23 protein-coding genes are annotated in these 17,755 nt (G+C 48.2%); 22 read left to right on the forward strand and 1 reads right to left on the reverse strand.

The window, feature by feature from the left end:
• Nucleotides 1-4: 4 nt before the first annotated feature.
• From FGT79_RS13900 to FGT79_RS13910, 3 genes are all read left to right on the forward strand, one after another.
• Complete coding sequence (locus FGT79_RS13900) at nucleotides 5-1,078, forward strand: M24 family metallopeptidase (RefSeq protein ID WP_138753394.1); 1,074 nt, start codon at nucleotides 5-7, stop codon at nucleotides 1,076-1,078.
• A 28-nt stretch (nucleotides 1,079-1,106) separates the two neighbouring features.
• Nucleotides 1,107-1,664, forward strand: a complete 558-nt coding sequence (efp, locus tag FGT79_RS13905; protein ID WP_138753395.1) for an elongation factor P — start codon at nucleotides 1,107-1,109, stop codon at nucleotides 1,662-1,664.
• A gap of 129 nt (nucleotides 1,665-1,793) precedes the next feature.
• A complete protein-coding gene (locus FGT79_RS13910) occupies nucleotides 1,794-3,047 on the forward strand; it encodes an aspartate kinase (RefSeq protein WP_138753396.1) in 1,254 nt (417 codons plus the stop codon).
• Between the two features lie 64 nt (nucleotides 3,048-3,111).
• Here the strand turns inward: FGT79_RS13910 and FGT79_RS13915 are convergent, their stop codons facing one another.
• A complete protein-coding gene (locus FGT79_RS13915; protein ID WP_138753397.1) occupies nucleotides 3,112-3,825 on the reverse strand; it encodes a 2-phosphosulfolactate phosphatase in 714 nt (237 codons plus the stop codon).
• 135 nt (nucleotides 3,826-3,960) lie between these two features.
• Between FGT79_RS13915 and FGT79_RS13920 the strand changes: the two genes are divergently transcribed.
• The 19 genes from FGT79_RS13920 to FGT79_RS14010 all read left to right on the forward strand — a co-directional run bounded on the left by FGT79_RS13920 (nucleotide 3,961) and on the right by FGT79_RS14010 (nucleotide 17,738).
• On the forward strand, nucleotides 3,961-4,227 hold the full coding sequence (locus tag FGT79_RS13920; protein WP_138753398.1) for a YqhV family protein: 267 nt from the start codon (nucleotides 3,961-3,963) through the stop codon (nucleotides 4,225-4,227).
• A gap of 102 nt (nucleotides 4,228-4,329) precedes the next feature.
• Entirely contained in the window at nucleotides 4,330-5,379 is a 1,050-nt protein-coding gene (gene spoIIIAA, locus FGT79_RS13925) for a stage III sporulation protein AA (protein ID WP_138753399.1), read from the forward strand.
• Nucleotides 5,376-5,894 (forward strand): stage III sporulation protein SpoIIIAB, encoded by a 519-nt coding sequence (spoIIIAB, locus tag FGT79_RS13930; protein WP_138753400.1) that lies wholly within the window; start codon nucleotides 5,376-5,378, stop codon nucleotides 5,892-5,894. The genes spoIIIAA and spoIIIAB overlap by 4 nt, the downstream gene beginning before the upstream one ends.
• A 15-nt stretch (nucleotides 5,895-5,909) precedes the next feature.
• Nucleotides 5,910-6,113 (forward strand): stage III sporulation protein AC, encoded by a 204-nt coding sequence (spoIIIAC, locus tag FGT79_RS13935; RefSeq protein ID WP_138753401.1) that lies wholly within the window; start codon nucleotides 5,910-5,912, stop codon nucleotides 6,111-6,113.
• 39 nt (nucleotides 6,114-6,152) lie between these two features.
• The gene (spoIIIAD, locus tag FGT79_RS13940; protein WP_138753402.1) at nucleotides 6,153-6,548 is read left to right on the forward strand and encodes a stage III sporulation protein AD; all 396 of its coding nucleotides are present in this window, start codon (nucleotides 6,153-6,155) and stop codon (nucleotides 6,546-6,548) included.
• 5 nt (nucleotides 6,549-6,553) lie between these two features.
• Nucleotides 6,554-7,801 (forward strand): stage III sporulation protein AE, encoded by a 1,248-nt coding sequence (gene spoIIIAE, locus FGT79_RS13945; RefSeq protein WP_246096427.1) that lies wholly within the window; start codon nucleotides 6,554-6,556, stop codon nucleotides 7,799-7,801.
• 18 nt (nucleotides 7,802-7,819) lie between these two features.
• On the forward strand, nucleotides 7,820-8,560 hold the full coding sequence (spoIIIAF, locus tag FGT79_RS13950; RefSeq protein ID WP_138753403.1) for a stage III sporulation protein AF: 741 nt from the start codon (nucleotides 7,820-7,822) through the stop codon (nucleotides 8,558-8,560).
• 37 nt (nucleotides 8,561-8,597) lie between these two features.
• Entirely contained in the window at nucleotides 8,598-9,230 is a 633-nt protein-coding gene (spoIIIAG, locus tag FGT79_RS13955; RefSeq protein ID WP_138753404.1) for a stage III sporulation protein AG, read from the forward strand.
• Between the two features lie 29 nt (nucleotides 9,231-9,259).
• On the forward strand, nucleotides 9,260-9,877 hold the full coding sequence (locus FGT79_RS13960) for a SpoIIIAH-like family protein (RefSeq protein ID WP_138753405.1): 618 nt from the start codon (nucleotides 9,260-9,262) through the stop codon (nucleotides 9,875-9,877).
• Between the two features lie 337 nt (nucleotides 9,878-10,214).
• Complete coding sequence (gene accB / locus FGT79_RS13965; protein ID WP_138753406.1) at nucleotides 10,215-10,706, forward strand: acetyl-CoA carboxylase biotin carboxyl carrier protein; 492 nt, start codon at nucleotides 10,215-10,217, stop codon at nucleotides 10,704-10,706.
• A 53-nt stretch (nucleotides 10,707-10,759) separates the two neighbouring features.
• A complete protein-coding gene (gene accC / locus FGT79_RS13970) occupies nucleotides 10,760-12,115 on the forward strand; it encodes an acetyl-CoA carboxylase biotin carboxylase subunit (protein ID WP_138753407.1) in 1,356 nt (451 codons plus the stop codon).
• Between the two features lie 136 nt (nucleotides 12,116-12,251).
• On the forward strand, nucleotides 12,252-12,659 hold the full coding sequence (locus FGT79_RS13975; RefSeq protein WP_138753408.1) for an Asp23/Gls24 family envelope stress response protein: 408 nt from the start codon (nucleotides 12,252-12,254) through the stop codon (nucleotides 12,657-12,659).
• 103 nt (nucleotides 12,660-12,762) lie between these two features.
• Entirely contained in the window at nucleotides 12,763-13,320 is a 558-nt protein-coding gene (gene amaP / locus FGT79_RS13980) for an alkaline shock response membrane anchor protein AmaP (RefSeq protein ID WP_138753409.1), read from the forward strand.
• A gap of 14 nt (nucleotides 13,321-13,334) precedes the next feature.
• Nucleotides 13,335-13,565 (forward strand): DUF2273 domain-containing protein, encoded by a 231-nt coding sequence (locus FGT79_RS13985; RefSeq protein ID WP_138753410.1) that lies wholly within the window; start codon nucleotides 13,335-13,337, stop codon nucleotides 13,563-13,565.
• Between the two features lie 288 nt (nucleotides 13,566-13,853).
• Complete coding sequence (nusB, locus tag FGT79_RS13990) at nucleotides 13,854-14,297, forward strand: transcription antitermination factor NusB (RefSeq protein WP_138753411.1); 444 nt, start codon at nucleotides 13,854-13,856, stop codon at nucleotides 14,295-14,297.
• Between the two features lie 46 nt (nucleotides 14,298-14,343).
• Nucleotides 14,344-15,204 carry a bifunctional methylenetetrahydrofolate dehydrogenase/methenyltetrahydrofolate cyclohydrolase FolD gene (gene folD / locus FGT79_RS13995; RefSeq protein WP_138753412.1) on the forward strand — a complete coding sequence of 287 codons (861 nt, stop codon included), beginning with the start codon at nucleotides 14,344-14,346 and terminating at the stop codon, nucleotides 15,202-15,204.
• Nucleotides 15,205-15,212: 8 nt separating this feature from the next.
• On the forward strand, nucleotides 15,213-16,583 hold the full coding sequence (gene xseA / locus FGT79_RS14000) for an exodeoxyribonuclease VII large subunit (protein ID WP_138753413.1): 1,371 nt from the start codon (nucleotides 15,213-15,215) through the stop codon (nucleotides 16,581-16,583).
• Nucleotides 16,567-16,821 carry an exodeoxyribonuclease VII small subunit gene (gene xseB, locus FGT79_RS14005; protein ID WP_138753414.1) on the forward strand — a complete coding sequence of 85 codons (255 nt, stop codon included), beginning with the start codon at nucleotides 16,567-16,569 and terminating at the stop codon, nucleotides 16,819-16,821. Before xseA ends, xseB begins: the two co-directional genes overlap by 17 nt.
• 2 nt (nucleotides 16,822-16,823) lie before the next feature.
• Entirely contained in the window at nucleotides 16,824-17,738 is a 915-nt protein-coding gene (locus tag FGT79_RS14010) for a polyprenyl synthetase family protein (RefSeq protein WP_138753415.1), read from the forward strand.
• Nucleotides 17,739-17,755 lie beyond the last annotated feature (17 nt).

Here is a 17,755-nt window from a genome sequence, read left to right on the forward strand (position 1 = left end):
GGTTATGCCAAACGAGAGAGTAAAGCGACTTAGGCAGTTGATGGAAGAGCATCGCTTTGAAGCGATACTAATTGGAAGCGAATATAACCGTCGCTATATTAGCGGATTCACAGGCTCATCAGGCATGGTGCTTATAACGCCAAATAAGAGCTACCTGCTTACTGATTTCCGGTACCGCTCGCAAGCCCCTCAGCAAGCAGAAGGCTTTCAGATTGTTGAGCACGGTGCGAGTCCACTTGTCGATGTACGTGACATTCTGTCAGAAGAGAAGCTCTCGAAGCTCGCATTCGAGCAGGATCATGTTGTATACAGTGAATTCACAGCATGGACGAAGCTGCTTAGCGGTATAACACTCGAGCCATCTTCCGGGATTGTCGAACAGCTTCGCCAAATCAAGGATGAAGCCGAGCTGCAAGTTATGCAGGAGGCCGCTGATCTTGCTGACAGCACCTTCAATCATATCCTGAAGCTTATTAGACCAGGCGTACGTGAGACGGATATCGCGCTTGAAATGGAAGTGTATATGCGCAGTCATGGCGCTACATCCTCCTCTTTCGATACCATTGTGGCATCGGGTGAGCGTTCGGCTTTGCCACATGGGGTAGCCAGCGATCGGATTATCGGCAATAATGAGTTTGTGAAGCTTGACTTCGGCGCTTACTACAACGGCTATTGCTCCGATCTGACTCGGACGGTTGTCGTTGGCACGCCTACGGACAAGCATCTAGAGATTTACAATATCGTCTTAGAGGCGCAATTGCATGCTCTAGCGAATATTAAGCCCGGCATGTCGGGTCGCGAAGCAGATGCCCTTACCCGTGATATCATTACGAAATACGGATATGGCGATTTGTTCGGACACGGTACGGGACATGGACTTGGCATGGAGATTCATGAAGCGCCAAGACTGTCTAAGCTTAGTGAAACGATTTTAACCCCCGGCATGACGGTTACGGTTGAACCCGGCATATACGTACCAGGCTTCGGCGGCGTGCGCATTGAGGATGATATCGTTATTACGGAAACCGGTATTAAAATATTAACCTCATCCCCGAAGGACTTGATCACTCTGGGGTAAGGACTATTCATTCAGGAGGGAATCAGTAATGATTTCAGTAAACGATTTTAAAACAGGCTTGACTGTGCAAGTAGACACCGATATTTATACCGTACTAGACTTTCAACATGTTAAGCCAGGCAAAGGCGCGGCATTCGTTCGCTCCAAGCTCAAAAACCTTCGCAACGGTAACGTTGTTGAGAAAACCTTCCGTGCAGGCGAGAGCATTGGCCGTGCGATTATCGAGAATCGTGAGGTTCAATACTTGTACAATTCCGGTTCGGAATACACATTCATGGATAATGAAACGTTCGACCAGTTCAACCTGGATAAGAAGCAGCTTGAATGGGAGCTTAACTTCTTGAAGGAGAACATGAACGTGAACATCTCCAGCTACCAAGGTGAAATTCTTGGTATTCAAATGCAAAACAGCGTTGATCTGAAAGTAATTGAAACAGAGCCGGGCGTAAAAGGTAACACAGCACAAGGCGCAACAAAGATGGCAAAGGTTGAAACTGGTCTTAATGTTCAAGTTCCTTTGTTCATTAACGAAGGTGATGTTCTGCTTGTCGATACTCGCGAGGGTAAATACATCTCACGCGCTTAGATTGCAGTAGCCCAGACCGTCCGAATTTATTCGGGCGGTTTTTTTTGTAGTTAGATATACCCATTGTTAAGCTCATTGTGATATAATAATGACTTGTATGTACATGTCAGGTTTGGGAGTGAATCAGCTTTGTCGTTGATCGTGATGAAGTTTGGCGGCAGCTCCGTGGGATCGCCGGAGCGGATGCAGCGTGTAGCGAAACGTATAATTGAAAGGCAGCAGGAAGGCAACGATATCGTTGTTGTCGTGTCTGCCATGGGAGATACGACTGACGATCTAATCGATCAGTCGAAGCAGCTGAATACAAGCCCGCCGGCGCGGGAGATGGATATGCTGCTAACGGTTGGTGAACAAATTTCGATCGCATTATTGTCGATGACGGTTCATCAGCTTGGAGCGAAAGCCGTATCCTTTACAGGTTGGCAAGCCGGAATTCGTACGGAAGCGGTACATGGCAAGGCGAAGATGACTGACATCCAGCCAGACCGTGTGTTCAAAGCATTAGAGCAGGGTAATGTGGCCATTATTGCCGGATTCCAAGGGATGACGGAAGATGGAGAAATTACGACGCTTGGACGCGGCGGTTCTGACACGACTGCAGTTGCCATGGCAGCTGCGATGAAAGCGGATGTTTGCGAGATTTATACCGACGTTGATGGTATCTATTCCACTGACCCTCGTGTCGTCAAGAACGCGCGTAAGCTCAGCGAAATTTCGTATGACGAAATGCTGGAGCTCGCAAACTTGGGTGCGGCTGTCTTGCACCCCCGAGCGGTAGAATATGCTAAGCATAACAATGTTAAGCTGGTCGTTCGATCAAGTTTCACCTATAACGAAGGTACGAGTGTGAAGGAGGAAGCGGTCATGGAGCAAGGCGTGGTCGTTCGCGGCATCGCGTTTGACAAAAATGTAGCAAGAATTAGCATTATGGGTGTTGAGGATGTGCCAGGTGTGCTTGCCAATGTGTTCGGTGCACTGGCAAGCAATGCCATCGACGTTGACATTATTGTGCAGAGCGGCGTGCAGGACGGCAAGGCTGACTTCTCGTTCACGCTGTCTGGCGACGATAAAGACAAAGCAATTGCAGTCATCGAAGGCATTCGCAGCACAGTTCCTTTCCGTGAAACGACTTCAGAATCGGATTTGGTTAAAATTTCGATCGTTGGAGCAGGCATGGTTAGTAATCCTGGCGTAGCTGCCAAAATGTTCGCAACGATCTCTGCCCTTGGTGTGAGCATCAAGATGGTAAGCACCTCAGAAATCAAATGTTCTTGCGTGATTGCGGCTGAACCGCTTAACGATGTGGTTCGTGCGCTTCATACGGCATATGGTCTCGATACGGCGGAGCAAGCTTTCGTAGGCGGACCACAAGATCGCCGCTAATCTCGATGATATACTCTAAAAAGGCATGCACCTGAACGATAGGTGCATGCCTTTTTGCTGCCGATTAACTGTTTCTCGTTAATTGATCGCCATGGAGCCTCGGAACATCATGGAAGATATCGATGGCCGAGCATGCCTCAATATCTTTCTTCAACCCCAGCTTCAGCAGCTTCTTCCCGGTCATACCATTCATGATTGTTTCACTAATTACTCCTGAACGGTTCCGATATAAAGCCAGCATTGCAGTGCCGAAATCATCCATCTCAACCGGCAACTGACTTATGGCATGCAGTCTATCAAGCACAAGGCCGGCACATAAGCCGTCCTCTATCGCGAATTCATCATGGCTGCCAGCACATAAGATGACGACATCTCTACGGAGGTCGATAGCAGCACGGGCACAGGCCTCTGCATTCAATAACGAAGCAGTCAGCACATGATCAGCACGCATAGACTTGTGAATGGCTCTCGTCCCATTCGTCGTGGTGAGCACGATTCTTCTGCCGCAAACGGCCTTCTCTGTATATTCCTCCGGTGAATTTCCTAAATCAAAGCCAGCGATTTTTCGACAGAAGCGTTCGCCGCCAAGCAAATCTCCCGACCGCTGCAGCGCTCGCGCCTCCATAACCGTTTCTGCAGGTATGACGCATGAGGCGCCTGCCGCGAGTGCGGTCACGATCGTACTCGTAGCGCGCAATACATCGACGATAATTGCTGTTTTATGATGGAATCTTGCTGAGCTGGCTTCGTTCACACTCGAAATGACTTGCACTTGCATAGTTGTTGTACCGCCCTTCTTGTGCGCAATAGTCTATCTTATGCGCATGTGCTTAGGCAGGTGTCCGGTATGAAAGACAGACAAGTCTGCATATGAATAAGGAACAATCAATTGAGGGAAGGAGGTCACACCCAAATGCTTAACAAAATAGTATTGACGATGGCTTCACTGCGACTCACTTCAGGTACGATTGAAATTTGCGCAGCACTTCTCATGCTAAGGCTGAATCAAATTGACAAAGCGCTTGTCGTAAACTCATCGCTCGCGTTAGTAGGTCCAATCATCCTAATTACGACAACGACAGTTGGGCTCGTCGGGATGTCTGATAAGCTTTCGCCTTCTAAGTTTTTGTGGGTAGGAGCAGGCGTTATCTGTCTCATGATTGGTATTTTGAAAAAATAATAGATTACAAATCTAGCAAAGTTACATGGATCAGACATATTTTCGCATGGAGAGCATACAAATAGGAACTACGAAGGACAAACACCCGGGAGTGATAAGCATATGCTAGCACGCGTAGTGCATCTGTTGCCTTTGGAGCTGAAGACGCTGCTGGAGCGCCTTCCTGATCACATGCAGGAGCAGCTGGAGGAAATTCGGATTCGTGAGGGAAGGCCGCTTGAAATAGGCTTCCGCGGGCAATCTCGCTTTATGATGGTTGACGGTTCGCTCAGGCAGGCTGCTGATGGGGCATACAAGCCTTCTGCAGACACATGCCGTAAGCTGCTGGAGCGTATTACCAATTATTCGCTATATGCCATGGAGGAGGAGCTGAAGAGAGGTTTTATTACCGTTTCTGGCGGGCATCGGATTGGACTGGCAGGCAGAACCATATTGGACGGCGGAATGGTGCGCGGCATACGTGATATTGGCGCCTTCAATATAAGGGTTGCGCGTGAAGTCATTGGAGCAAGCGCACTTCTTCTTCCTAAGTTGATCGATCGTAATAGAAAAACGCTGCACTCCACCTTAATTCTGGCTCCGCCTCAGCAAGGGAAAACAACGCTGGTTAGAGATATTGCCAGATCGGTAAGCTACGGCTTATGGCCAACCTTAGAGGCAAGCAGCTGGCAGGGAAGAAAGGTTGGCATCGTAGATGAGCGATCTGAAATCGCCGCCTGTGTACGTGGAATCCCGACGTTTGACGTTGGTCCTCGAACCGATGTGATGGACGCATGTCCCAAGGCGGAAGGCATGATGATGCTTGTGCGGTCGATGTCGCCGGAGGTATTGATCATTGATGAAATCGGCAGGCCAGAGGATGGCGAGGCTATTCGAGAAGCCAGCCATGCAGGAATCAGCGTTGTAGCGACAGCTCATGCGTATGATTTGCAAGATGCGAGAGGCAGGCCCGTGCTGCTGAAACTGCTAGAAGAAGGAGCCTTTACGTATGTAGTGGAGCTGAAGCGGACGGAGCAGGGGGTTATGCATCGCGTGGTTCCTGCAGAAGCGGCACTAGAGAGCGCTGCTGCTCGCGAAGTTGCCGCCATGCCTCGGTTGCTCCCGCATGCCGTACAAGCCTGGATGGGAAGAAGGCGAGCTGATGACCCATGATCAAGCTGCTTGGTGCGGTGCTGGTCTTGTTCGCAGGTACGATGATTGGCTTTCAGCAGGCAGCTAGATTTGCGGAGAGGCCGCGACAGCTCAGGCAGCTTGCCCACGCGCTGCAGCGACTTGAAACGGAGATTGGTTACGGACATACTCCGCTTCCCGAAGCGCTGGAGAGAACGGCATCAGCAACGCCTGAGCCGCTCGCATCTATATTCCGTAAAGCAGCGAGCGGAGTTTGGGAAACGGAAAGCTTCAGCTTCCGAGACAGCTGGGAGCAGGCGATCAGGCTTCAATGGGAAATGACAGCCATGAAGAAGAATGAGCAGGCTGTTCTAATTCGGCTCGGCTCTACGTTAGGCATTAGCGATAAGGAAGATCAATTGAAGCATATACATCTTGCTTTGTTGCAGCTGAAGTCAGAGGAAGATGCAGCGAGAGACGACCAAGGACGGTACGAGAAGATGTGGAAGAGCCTCGGACTGCTGATCGCTGTGCTGGTCGTCATTTTGATGGTGTAGTGGGGTGCCGCATAGATGGACATGGATGTGAGCGCCATTTTCCAAATTGCCGGAATCGGAATTGTGATCGCCATGATCCACTCCGTTCTGAAGCAAATGGGAAAGGAAGATATGGCGCACTGGGTTACTGTTATTGGCTTTGTTGTCGTGCTGTTCATGGTCGTTCGGCTCCTAAATGAACTATTTCAAGAAATCAAAACGATATTTCTGTTCCAGTAGACGTCTTTATTCAGGCGTTCATGCAAGCAGGTGAGCGAAGTGGAAATGATTCAAATCGTTGGTCTTGGTCTGATGGCAACGGTGCTCATACTTGTCGTTCGGGAGCAGAAGCCGATGTTCGCTTTTTTGCTCGCAGCTTTTACAGGTTTATTCATCTTCCTGTATCTGATCGGCAAAATCGAAATGGTCATCTCCGTGCTGGAGGATCTGGCTAATCGATCAGGTATCCCTTCCATTTACTTGAAGACGGTATTGAAAATAATCGGAATTGCGTATATCGCAGAATTCGGTGCTCAAATCGTAAGGGATGCGGGCCAAGAAAGCATTGCTTCCAAAATTGAATTCGCTGGTAAAATATTCATCCTTGTCATGGCTGTTCCTATTATAAGCGTAATCGTTGAGACGGTTATCGGGCTTCTGCCGGATGGGAGCTGAAGCTCATGATGAATACTGCCCCTGTAAGAGAGAGAGCCAAACTGCTGCTTTTCATTATGATAGCTGCTATGATGTTATCCTTTGTCCCTTCGGTCGCTTACGCATTAGGCGGAGAGAACGCAGCGCCTGTGCAGGGCGCTCAAGCCGGGGCAGACGAGCTTGCGAAGGAGCTGGCAAATGAGCAGCTTGGTGGGCTTGAGACAGAGGCTGTCGAGTCTTATTGGAACAAGCTGTCAAGCGAATATGGGGGGTATTTTCCCGATCAGCATATTCCCAGCTTCATGGAAATGATCCTGCCAGGCGGCGACGGCTTGAAATTGACGGACATGCTTCAGGGGCTTCTCAAGTACTTCTGGCATGAGGTGCTCTACAACGGAAAGCTGTTGGTTACGATCGTGATGCTGACGGTGTTCAGCATGGTGCTTGAAACACTGCAGAATGCATTCGAACGTAATGCTGTCAGCAAGGTTGCTTATTCTATTACTTATATGGTGCTGATCATTATTGCGGTCAACAGCTTCCATGTGGCGATGGGATATGCGAAAGGTGCGATTGAAAGCATGATTCAATTCATGCTGGCGATGGTTCCGCTGCTGCTGACGCTGCTGGCCTCCATGGGGAACGTTGTCTCGGTATCGGTTCTGCATCCACTTATTATCTTTATGATTCATGCGGTTGGAACGCTGATTTATACACTAGTGTTTCCGCTGCTGTTCTTCTCGGCTGTGCTGCATATTACAAGCGCTCTCTCCGAGAAGTTCAAGGTCACGCAGCTGGCCAATCTGCTAAGAAACATCGGTGTGGGTATTTTGGGATTGCTGCTCACTGCGTTTCTAGGTGTTATCTCCGTACAAGGCGTGACAGGTGCAGTAACGGATGGGGTTACGCTGAGAACGGCCAAATTCGTTACCGGCAACTTCGTTCCTGTCGTGGGGAGGATGTTCTCAGATGCTGCGGATACCGTCATATCGGCTTCTATGCTTGCTAAAAACGCAATCGGAATCGCTGGCGTCATGATTCTGCTATTCATCAGCGCGTTCCCTGCAATCAAAATTTTGACATTGGCGCTAATCTACAATCTGGCTGCGGCGGTTATGCAGCCGCTCGGAGACTCGCCAATCGTGACCTGCTTGGAAACGATAGGCAAGACGATGATTTATGTTTTTGCGGCTCTTGCTGCTGTCAGTCTTATGTTTTTTCTTGCGGTTACGATTATTTTGACTGCAGGCAATGCATCGTTGATGGTTAGGTAAGGAAGGGGACGAGAAAACGTGGTTGCTTGGCTGAGCGACTGGTTGAGAGACATCATCGCAATCATCCTGCTGGCCGTATTCGTTGAACTGCTGCTCCCGAATAGAGCGATGCAGCGCTATGCTCGGCTAGTAGTAGGCTTGTTTATTCTACTTACCATTCTATCTCCTATTCTCAAGCTGATTCAGAGTGATATAGGAGCAAAGCTGGATGAAAGCATGGCGAAGTGGAGTCGATCGGCATTAGAAGGAGATATGCAGATGACCGGCCTTAACCAAATCAAACAGGATGCTGAGGCGATGAGTGCCAAGAGAAGCCTTGAGGCAGCCAAATTGACGGAGCGCACGCTGGAGGCGTCTATTCTGAGTGAACTATCTGAACGTACCGATGCACCGATTGCGGGTGTAGATGCAACATTGAAATGGGTGAACGCAGCAGGTCAGCTAGCGCCTCTGCTCAGTCAAGTGACGGTTACGCTTAAAGCTTCAGAGGAGTCCAATTCTATTGCTTTGGAAGGTGCAACTGTGGAGAAGGTGCAGCCGGTCATAGTTGATGTTCAGGTCCAGCCTATTGTCCCAAGGGACGGGCTTTCAATTGAAGCGCCGAATAAAGAAAAGCGAAATCAAGAGGAGCAGCTTGGCGGGAGCTGGTCTCCGGTAGATCCTGCCGTAACTGCTGAGCTCAGCAGCCTGATTGCAAAGGGCTGGGGTCTTGCTGAAAAACAGATTACGATTAGACAGCCTGCCATTCAGCCTAGATAAAGGAAAAAGGCTAGGAACGGAGAGGAGGTAAGGCGCGGTGGCCAAATGGCTGGAGAGCATAGAATCAGCGGTTGGCGGCGGTCCTGGCGGTCCGAAGCGAATTCGGACGCTGCGAATATTGCTGATCGTTGGGGGGATTGGCGCGGCGCTAATGATTGTGAACTCATTTCTGACGTATAAGGAAGTGACTCCGTCTGCTCAGGATCCGAATCCACCGCCGCAATCCGAGGCGGTCTGGAACAATACGGATTCATCAGCGGGATCGATGTTTACGGTTATCGAGCATCCACTGGAAATCAGATTAAAGGAAATTTTGGAAAAAATAGTTGGAGTTGGAACGGTCGATGTTCTAGTGACGGTGGATTCCACGGAGGAAATTGAGATCGAACGGAATACGCAAGAATCTCAGCAGGTAACGAATGAAAACGATCCAAACGGAGGCAAGAGGCATATTACCTCGATTACCAAAGACGGTCAGGTCGTCTTGTATGAGGTATCCGGTGATCAGAAGCCTATCGTGACCAAAACGATTAACCCGCGTATTCGCGGTATTCTCATTGTGGCAAAAGGTGCAGAGAACGCTACAGTCAGGCGGCTTATTGTGAATGCAGTAGAGAAAGGTGTCAGCGTCCCGGTTAATCGGATTTCTGTTGTGCCAAGCAAGCAATAAAAAATTGAATCGTATGGGAGGGTGTTCTCATGAACACGAAAAGACAAACAGTATGGCTCGTATCAATGCTCAGCTTAATGGTGGTATTATCTGCATATTATTTATTCACACAAGATGTAGAAACGCCGGATGTACTAACTGACGGATCACAAACAGAACAAGCAGCAAGCAACGCAACAGAAGCAGCGGCGAGCGGAGACGGACTGGTCGTGAATGAAGTAGAGCAGCCTGCTGGCGAGAACGTACTGAGCGAGGCTGACAAGGAAACCTTGAGCCAAATAGACGCGCAGGGCCTAGCAGCAGGCGGTCTTTTCAGCGAGTTGCTTACCAAGCGTGAGCTTATCAATGCGCAGGAAGAAGATCGGATCTACGGTGCGATCAATAAGACGGCTGAGAAACCAGAAGAAGCATCTGCTGCACTAGCTCAGCTTGAACAACTTGAGGAAAAAACATCCAAGCTCACAAGTATAGAAGCAGAATTAATGAAGCAGTACGAGGTCGCTGTCGTTGACGAGCAGAGCGACAAATTCAACGTTGTCGTCTCAAGCGATAAGCTGGAGAAGAAGCAGGCTGCTGAGATTATTAAACTGGTCATGAGCACGATGGAAGTCGGCGCGGATCAGGTTTCGGTAAGATATATCCCGTAAACAGCGTTAGGCTGTGAAATGAAAAAGACTTTGGCTTATCAGCTCGCGGGCTGGCTGCGCCAAAGTCTTTTTTTGGCGTATAGAGAAAGGATATGAGTGTGTTGATCCTTTCTCTATACGTTTCGTTGAAACGATGCGTCTATAGAAAAGACGCCGTCCGGTGTTTCTTCTTGGATGAGAAAACAGTTTCGAACAAAAAATGATTCGTGTTCAGGCTTGTTTATGATATAATGTTAAACGTTATGTGAAAGAATTGGTTATATTGCGTGTACACCGATATTGGTTACATGCTATGAAAGCATTCTAGTTATCGCAAATTTAAGGAGTGAAAATATTCATGTTCAAATTGAGCGAGATCAAAGAGTTGATCAAATTGGTTGATCAAACTTCCGTTCATGAGCTGGAAATTGAAAACGAAGGGACTCGCCTGCTCATCCGTAAGCCAGGGAAAACGGAAGTGGTGAATGTGCAAGCGGCTCCAATTACGCATACATACGCGCCTGCGCCTGTACAAACACAGCAAGCGGCACCCGCAGCACAGCCTCAATTAGCGCAAGATGCTGCTCCAGCCCGTCCATCAACGGATCATCTGCACCAAATCGTATCGCCAATGGTAGGTACCTTCTACAGTTCTCCTACCCCTGAAGCAGCGGCTTTTGTTAAAGCCGGCGACCGTGTCAGCGACAAAACGGTAGTCTGCATCTTGGAAGCGATGAAGCTTATGAATGAGCTAGAGGCAGAAGTTCGCGGTGAAATCGTTGAGGTTTTAGTATCAAACGGTCAACTTGTAGAATACGGCCAGCCATTGTTCCTCGTTAAGGCTGAATAGTATAAATCGTTATCGTCCGAACAGGGATACTGTTGTTTGAAAGGGGTTCCTACGTGAAATTTCATAAAATATTAATTGCTAACCGCGGCGAGATAGCGGTTCGTATTATACGTGCCTGCCGCGAGCTTGGCATCAGCACGGTTGCTGTTTATTCGGAAGCAGATCGTGATTCACTGCATGTTCGTCTTGCAGATGAAGCTTATTGCATCGGGCCTACTGCGTCGAAGGACAGCTATTTGAATATGACGAATATTATGAGTGTAGCTACGATAACGGAATGTGATGCTATCCATCCCGGTTATGGCTTCCTTGCTGAGAATGCTAACTTCGCTGAAATCTGCGAGTCATGCAACATTACATTCATCGGACCATCTGCGGATGCCATTAACCGTATGGGCGACAAGGCGATAGCCAAGCTGACCATGAAGACTGCCGACGTGCCGATTATTCCCGGTTCTGACGGTTTGATTGAGAACATGGAAGAAGCGATAACGATAGCTCGCGAAATTGGATATCCGGTTATTATTAAAGCGACTGCAGGCGGAGGCGGGAAAGGCATTCGTATTGCCGATGACGAATCGATGCTGATCGCACAGATCACGACTGCACAGCAAGAGGCTCAGAAGGCTTTCGGCAACGCAGGTGTTTATCTGGAGAAGTACTTGACCGGCATGAAGCATGTTGAAATTCAAATTATGGCTGACAAGCATGGTAATGCTGTCCATTTGTTTGAACGTGATTGCTCTGTACAGCGCAGACGTCAGAAGCTTGTAGAAGAAGCGCCATGCTCCGTGTTGTCTCCAGAACTTAGAGAACGGATGGGACAAGCAGCAGTGCGCGCAGCGCTCGCCGTTCAGTACTCTGGAGCGGGCACATTAGAGTTTTTGCTCGGCCCTGACGGCAATTTCTATTTCATGGAAATGAATACTCGCATACAAGTCGAGCATCCCGTAACCGAGATGATTACGAATGTTGATTTGATTAAAGAAATGGTATCCGTAGCGGAAGGCAATCCACTTTCTTTTGCTCAAAGCGATTTGAAGATTAATGGCTGGTCCATCGAATGTCGTGTGAATGCGGAGGATTCCGAGAAAAATTTCATGCCATCTGCTGGATTGATTCCATTCTATCTCCCGCCGGGCGGTGCAGGTGTCCGCGTGGACAGTGCTGTATACCCAGGCTACACGATATCGCCGCATTATGATTCCATGATTGCGAAGCTGATCGTATGGGGAGCAACCCGCGAAGAAGCGATAGCGAGAATGAAGCGTGCATTGTCCGAGTTTGCTATTGAAGGCATTCGGACGACAATTCCATTCCATTTGAAGCTGCTTAATCACCCGAAATTCGTGAGCGGAAACTTCGACATTAAGTTCCTGGAAGAGCATGATATTAACGCTACAGAATAAGTAAGCGACAAAAGTGTGAACAAGTAGTATAGTTTGTCATATTTCTTGCCGAATGTTATAGTATATTAAACAAGATGCGGTTTATTGCTTGGCACTGCGCCGAGTACGCGCAACTTTAAGGAGGTGTACAACCAACATGAGTACGATCGCTGCGGAGTACGAGAAAACGGACATTGGCACGATTCAAATTGCACCTGAAGTCATCGAAGTTATCGCTGGATTAGCTACGATTGAAGTGGATGGGGTCGCTGGAATGAGCGGCGGTTTTGCGGGAGGCATTGTTGAATTGCTTGGACGCAAAAACTTGTCAAAAGGTGTGAAGGTTGAAGTTGGCCAACGTGAGGCTGCGGTAGACGTATCTATTATTGTTGAATACGGCAATCGCATTCCAGAAATCGCTTCGGAAATTCAACGGAATGTGAAGCGCTCAATCGAGATGATGACGGGACTCCACGTCGTTGAAGTGAACGTACATATTCACGATGTACATTTCAAGACACCTGATAAACCGGATGAAGAAGAAATCCTACACAGAGTTAAATAAAATAAAGCTGGATTAATTAAATCCCGTACAACCCCCTCGTGAATGGGCATGCCGCTCGGCGCAAGGGGGTTTTCATTCGGCTGGGCAGAAGGAGGCGCTACGCTTGATTAAGGTCGTGGACAAGCTGCTATTGTTTCTATATAGCATTGCAATTGGCTGTATTTCTGTTTTGTTGGTTTGCATTGGATTTGGCTGGATCTCTTTAAGTTTATTGAGTGATTGGATAGATGAGCTGTACCGTCTCGATTCATTAAAGATTACTTTAATCGTAACGGGCATCATTCTATTCATACTAAGCTTGCGATTTTTTATCGTGTCCTTGCATCGCGGGTCGGCGTCTGCTCCTTCTATCGATCAAAGAACCGACTTTGGCGACATTCGTATTTCACTTGAAACGATCGAGAATCTAGCGCTTAAAGCAGCATCACGCCAGCGCGGCGTAAAGGATTTACGTGCTCGCATTCGCGCAACAGATGCCGGTCTTGATATTGTTATTCGTGCTGTAGTAGATGGTGAGAGCTCCATACCCGTATTGACAGAGGAAATTCAACGCACAGTGAAAGAGCATGTCGAGGATATTGCTGGTATTCCCGTAATGAATGTAGCGGTATATGTGGCAAATATTATTCAAACAGGCACCTTCAAAAGTCGCGTAGAATAGAGGTGAGCTTGCTGATGTGGAGGGAATTCTGGGCCATCTATGGAAAACGAGCAGCTGGTGCTGCTGTTGGTTTGTTTTTCGGATTGCTTTATTTGTTTGTCGGTTTTTGGGACATGCTTTTTGTAGGGCTTCTTGTCTCAATTGGTTATTGGATCGGCGTTCAGAAGGAAACAAGCAGCGGACCTGTCATTCCATGGCAGCGGCTTTGGTATTCATTGTTAGAAAGATTTAGGCCGTTTAGATGATCCTGTGGTCTCCTCCGTACTCCGGATTTCGGAAAGCCGCTTATTTCGGGGCAGGGAGGAGATCATAGGTTTTTTTTGACGCATAGGAAAGTATAAGAGTTCGCTCATCCTTTCTCTATACGTTTCGCTGAAACGATGGCGTCTACAGCAAGGACACCGTCAGGCGTTTCTTCTTAAATCGGAATGAAGCGCGCCTTGCCGTCAAAGGGCGGTGATGGCTGTTTCATCTTGAGCAATTACATGTACAAGAATAATAACATTTCGGCATAAAATTGCCGCGGAGGTAACATGAAACGTAGATTAGCACGAGAAATAGCAGTTTCTAGCTTGTACCAGATGGAGATGAATGAGGTTTCGGCATCAGATGCAGTAGACATGCTGATGGAGGAGCTTCGCCACGAAAATGAAATTGAAGCAGATCCGGCTGAAGCTAGCAGTACGGATGAGTTCTCCCGTGAACTTGTTGCAGGTGTAATGGAGCACAGGCAAGCCATTGATGGTATGCTTCAACAGTATTTGACAGGATGGCAGATTGACCGTTTGTCACGGGTTGACCGCCAGGTATTGCGTTTGGCTTGTTATGAGATGATTTTCCGTGATGATGTACCACCGAAAGCTACGATTAATGAAGCGATTGAGCTCGCTAAACATTTCGGCACAGAGGAATCAGGAAAGTTTGTTAATGGTGTGCTTGGTAAGCTGCTTCTAGAAATTGAAGAGCTGAAATCTTAATATTAGTAAAAAAAACAATTCATTGATAATAAAGGAGACTGGAGCTATGCGCGCACAAATCATTGAAGGAAAGAAAATTTCCGACCTAATCCGAGAGGAAATGATTGCGGAATCCGCAGCCTTGAAAGAGAAAGGTATCATTCCAGGACTTGCGGTCGTTCTCGTAGGCGAAGACCCAGCCTCTAAGGTTTATGTTGGCTCTAAGGAGAAAGCTTGTCAGCAGCTTGGTTTCTATTCAGAGGTGCACCGCCTGCCTGCAGAAACAAGTGAGGCGGACTTGTTGGCTGTCATTGATCGTTTGAATAACCAAGCATCCATAAATGGAATTCTCGTACAGCTGCCGCTGCCTAAGCACATTAACGAGAAAGCCGTTATTGATGCTATTCGTGTTGAAAAGGACGTTGACGGCTTTCATCCTGAGAGTGTAGGCAACTTGGTCATTGGTGACGACAGTCTGCTTCCGTGCACCCCCGCAGGTGTTATCGAGCTTATTAAGCGCAGCGGCGTGGATATTGCAGGAAAACACGCTGTCGTAATCGGCAGAAGCAATATCGTTGGTAAACCAGTAGCGATGCTGCTGCTTCGTGAAAATGCTACCGTTACGATATGCCATTCCCGTACAGCCAATATGGAGGAAATAGCCAAGCAAGCCGACATTCTTGTCGTAGCTATTGGTAAAGCAAAAGCAATTGGACATAAGTTCGTCAAGCCGGGCGCCATTGTAATTGACGTTGGCATAAACCGTCTGCCTGACGGCAAGCTTGCAGGTGATGTTGATTTCGAGGATTGCTTAGATTCTGCAGGTTTTATTACGCCAGTTCCTGGCGGAGTAGGTCCGATGACAATAACCTTGCTTATGAAGAATACGATTACGGCAGCAAAAAGGGCAAACGGAATCAAGGAGTGATTGCGGGCATGGCAGATCAGCCTCGGATATTTTCCATTAAAGAGCTTAATCGTTATATTAAGATGAAAATGGAGTCGGATCTGCTGCTTGGCGATGTTTGGCTTCGCGGTGAAATTTCTAATTTCACGCATCATTCCAGCGGACATATGTACTTCACGCTAAAAGATAAGGATAGCCGAGTGAAATCGATCATGTTTGCCTCTCAAAACCAACGTCTTCCTTTTATTCCGAAAGAAGGTACGAAGGTCATTGCCAGAGGCAATATTTCGGTTTATGAACGTGATGGCAATTATCAATTTTATGTGAACGCCATGCAGCCAGACGGTATTGGAAGCTTATATTTAGCCTTTGAGCAGCTCAAAAGCAAACTAAATGAAGAAGGGCTTTTTGCGCAATCCCGCAAACGGCCGATTCCTCAATTTCCGCGTGCCATTGGGGTTATTACATCACCTACAGGTGCGGCGGTTAGAGACATTATTATTACATTACGCAGGCGATATCCATTAATCCCAATCTATATTTATCCAGTGCTCGTACAAGGTGCTCAAGCAGCACCTGCCATTGTAAAAGCGATAGAGGCGATGAATCGTTTTGGCGAAGCTGACGTATTAATTGTAGGTCGAGGGGGCGGCTCGCTTGAAGAGCTGTGGGCGTTCAATGAGGAAGCTGTTGCTAGAAGCATTGCAGCTTCAGTAATACCTATCATTAGCGCAGTCGGGCATGAGACCGATTTCACCATAACGGATTTCGCCGCCGACCTTCGTGCAGCAACGCCGACGGCAGCGGCAGAACTGGCTGTTCCGAACATCATTGAGCTGCAGCAGCAGTTAAAGCGACATCAGCAGCGGTTGGTTCAGGGAATACGTTACCGTGTACAAGATGAGAAGGAGAAGCTGCAGCGCATTCGGCGCTCTCCTTTTTTTATGCATCCACGCAAATATTTGCTTGAGCAAGCAGAACGGTTGGATCGTTTGACAGAGCAGCTTGAGCAGCGAACGAAACGTATCGCTGAACGCGGCCATACACGGCTTGCCAGGCTGCAGACAACTCTTGCTGCGCATCATCCTGGTGAGCGTGCAGCATATGCTGCAAAGCGTTTGCAAGCTTCGCATAAGCAGCTTGAGCAGGCTATGAGCAATGTCGTTAAGGAGAATAAACAAAGGCTTTATAGCAATTTAAAGCAGTTGGATGCTCTGAGTCCACTGAAAGTGATGTCCAGAGGCTACGGCCTCGTATATGATCAGCAGGAAGCTCGATTAATCAAATCCATACACGATGTTAATCTGGGTGAGATTGTGAGAGTGAAGCTGGCAGACGGCCAGCTGGATTGTCTCGTAGATGCAAGGAGAGGGGATGGCATGAATGGCGGCACGGACTGAAAGTGAACTTTCATTCGAGCAGGCAATGGAGCGTTTAGATTCTATTGTTTCTAAGCTGGAGAATGGGGATGTGCCTCTTGAGACGGCGATCGAGCTGTTTCAAGAAGGAATGAAGCTCTCTCAGCTATGCGGAGGCAAGCTGGAGCAGGTCGAACGCAAGATCGAGCTGTTGATAGAGACAGAGCATGGTTTTCAGAAAAAACCGTTTACGGAAGTGAACGAGGACAAAGGGGAATAAGCTTGAACGAGAAGGTCGCAATAAAAGCGTATTTATCGCAATGTGCGGAGCTTATTGAAGCTTCGCTTAGGAAATCGCTGCCTGGCGAGTGGGATGTTCCTGCGAGATTAAGGGAAGCGATGCTTTATTCTTTGGAAGCAGGGGGCAAGCGTCTAAGACCTGCACTTGTTCTCACGGCAGCTGAAGCCGTATCAGGCGAGGCGAACTCGTCGACCACAGCGCTGCCTGTTGCCTGCGCGGTTGAATTTATTCATACGTATTCACTCGTTCATGATGATCTACCTGCGATGGATAATGACGATTATCGCAGAGGCAAGCTGACGAACCATAAAGTGTTCGGTGAAGCGATGGCTATTCTAGCAGGCGATGCGCTCCTTACTCACGCTTTCCATCTTATTCCCCAAGCTGCCCGCGAAGGCGGAGTCAGCGCGGAAACCGCGCTTGCAATCGTTGAGGATTTAGCCAAGCTAGCCGGCGCGCCAGGTATGGTCGGCGGTCAGGTCGCGGATATGCTGGGTGAACAAGGCATTACATCCATCGGCGAGCTTGAATATATTCATCTTCACAAAACAAGTGATTTAATCGCTTTTTCCGTGACGGCAGGGGGCAGGATCGGTGGAGCAACTCAAAAGCAGCTTGACCTTTTGGCACTCTACGGACGCAATATAGGCTTAGCTTTCCAGATTCAAGACGATATTCTTGATTTGATTGGCGACGAGCAGAAGCTTGGCAAAAAAACGAACAGCGATGTGGCACAAAATAAAGTGACATATCCGTTCCTTATCGGAATAGAAGAAAGTAAAGCTCAGGTTGAACGGTTAACCCAAGAAGCAAAGTCAGCTATACTCGAAGCGGAACTCAGCTCACCTGACAGACTGCTTGAAATTGCGGATTATCTCGTTGGACGCGATCATTGAGAATGCCATACTTTTTC

Source organism: Paenibacillus sinopodophylli (assembly GCF_005930355.1).
Lineage (GTDB): Bacteria > Bacillota > Bacilli > Paenibacillales > Paenibacillaceae > Pristimantibacillus > Pristimantibacillus sinopodophylli.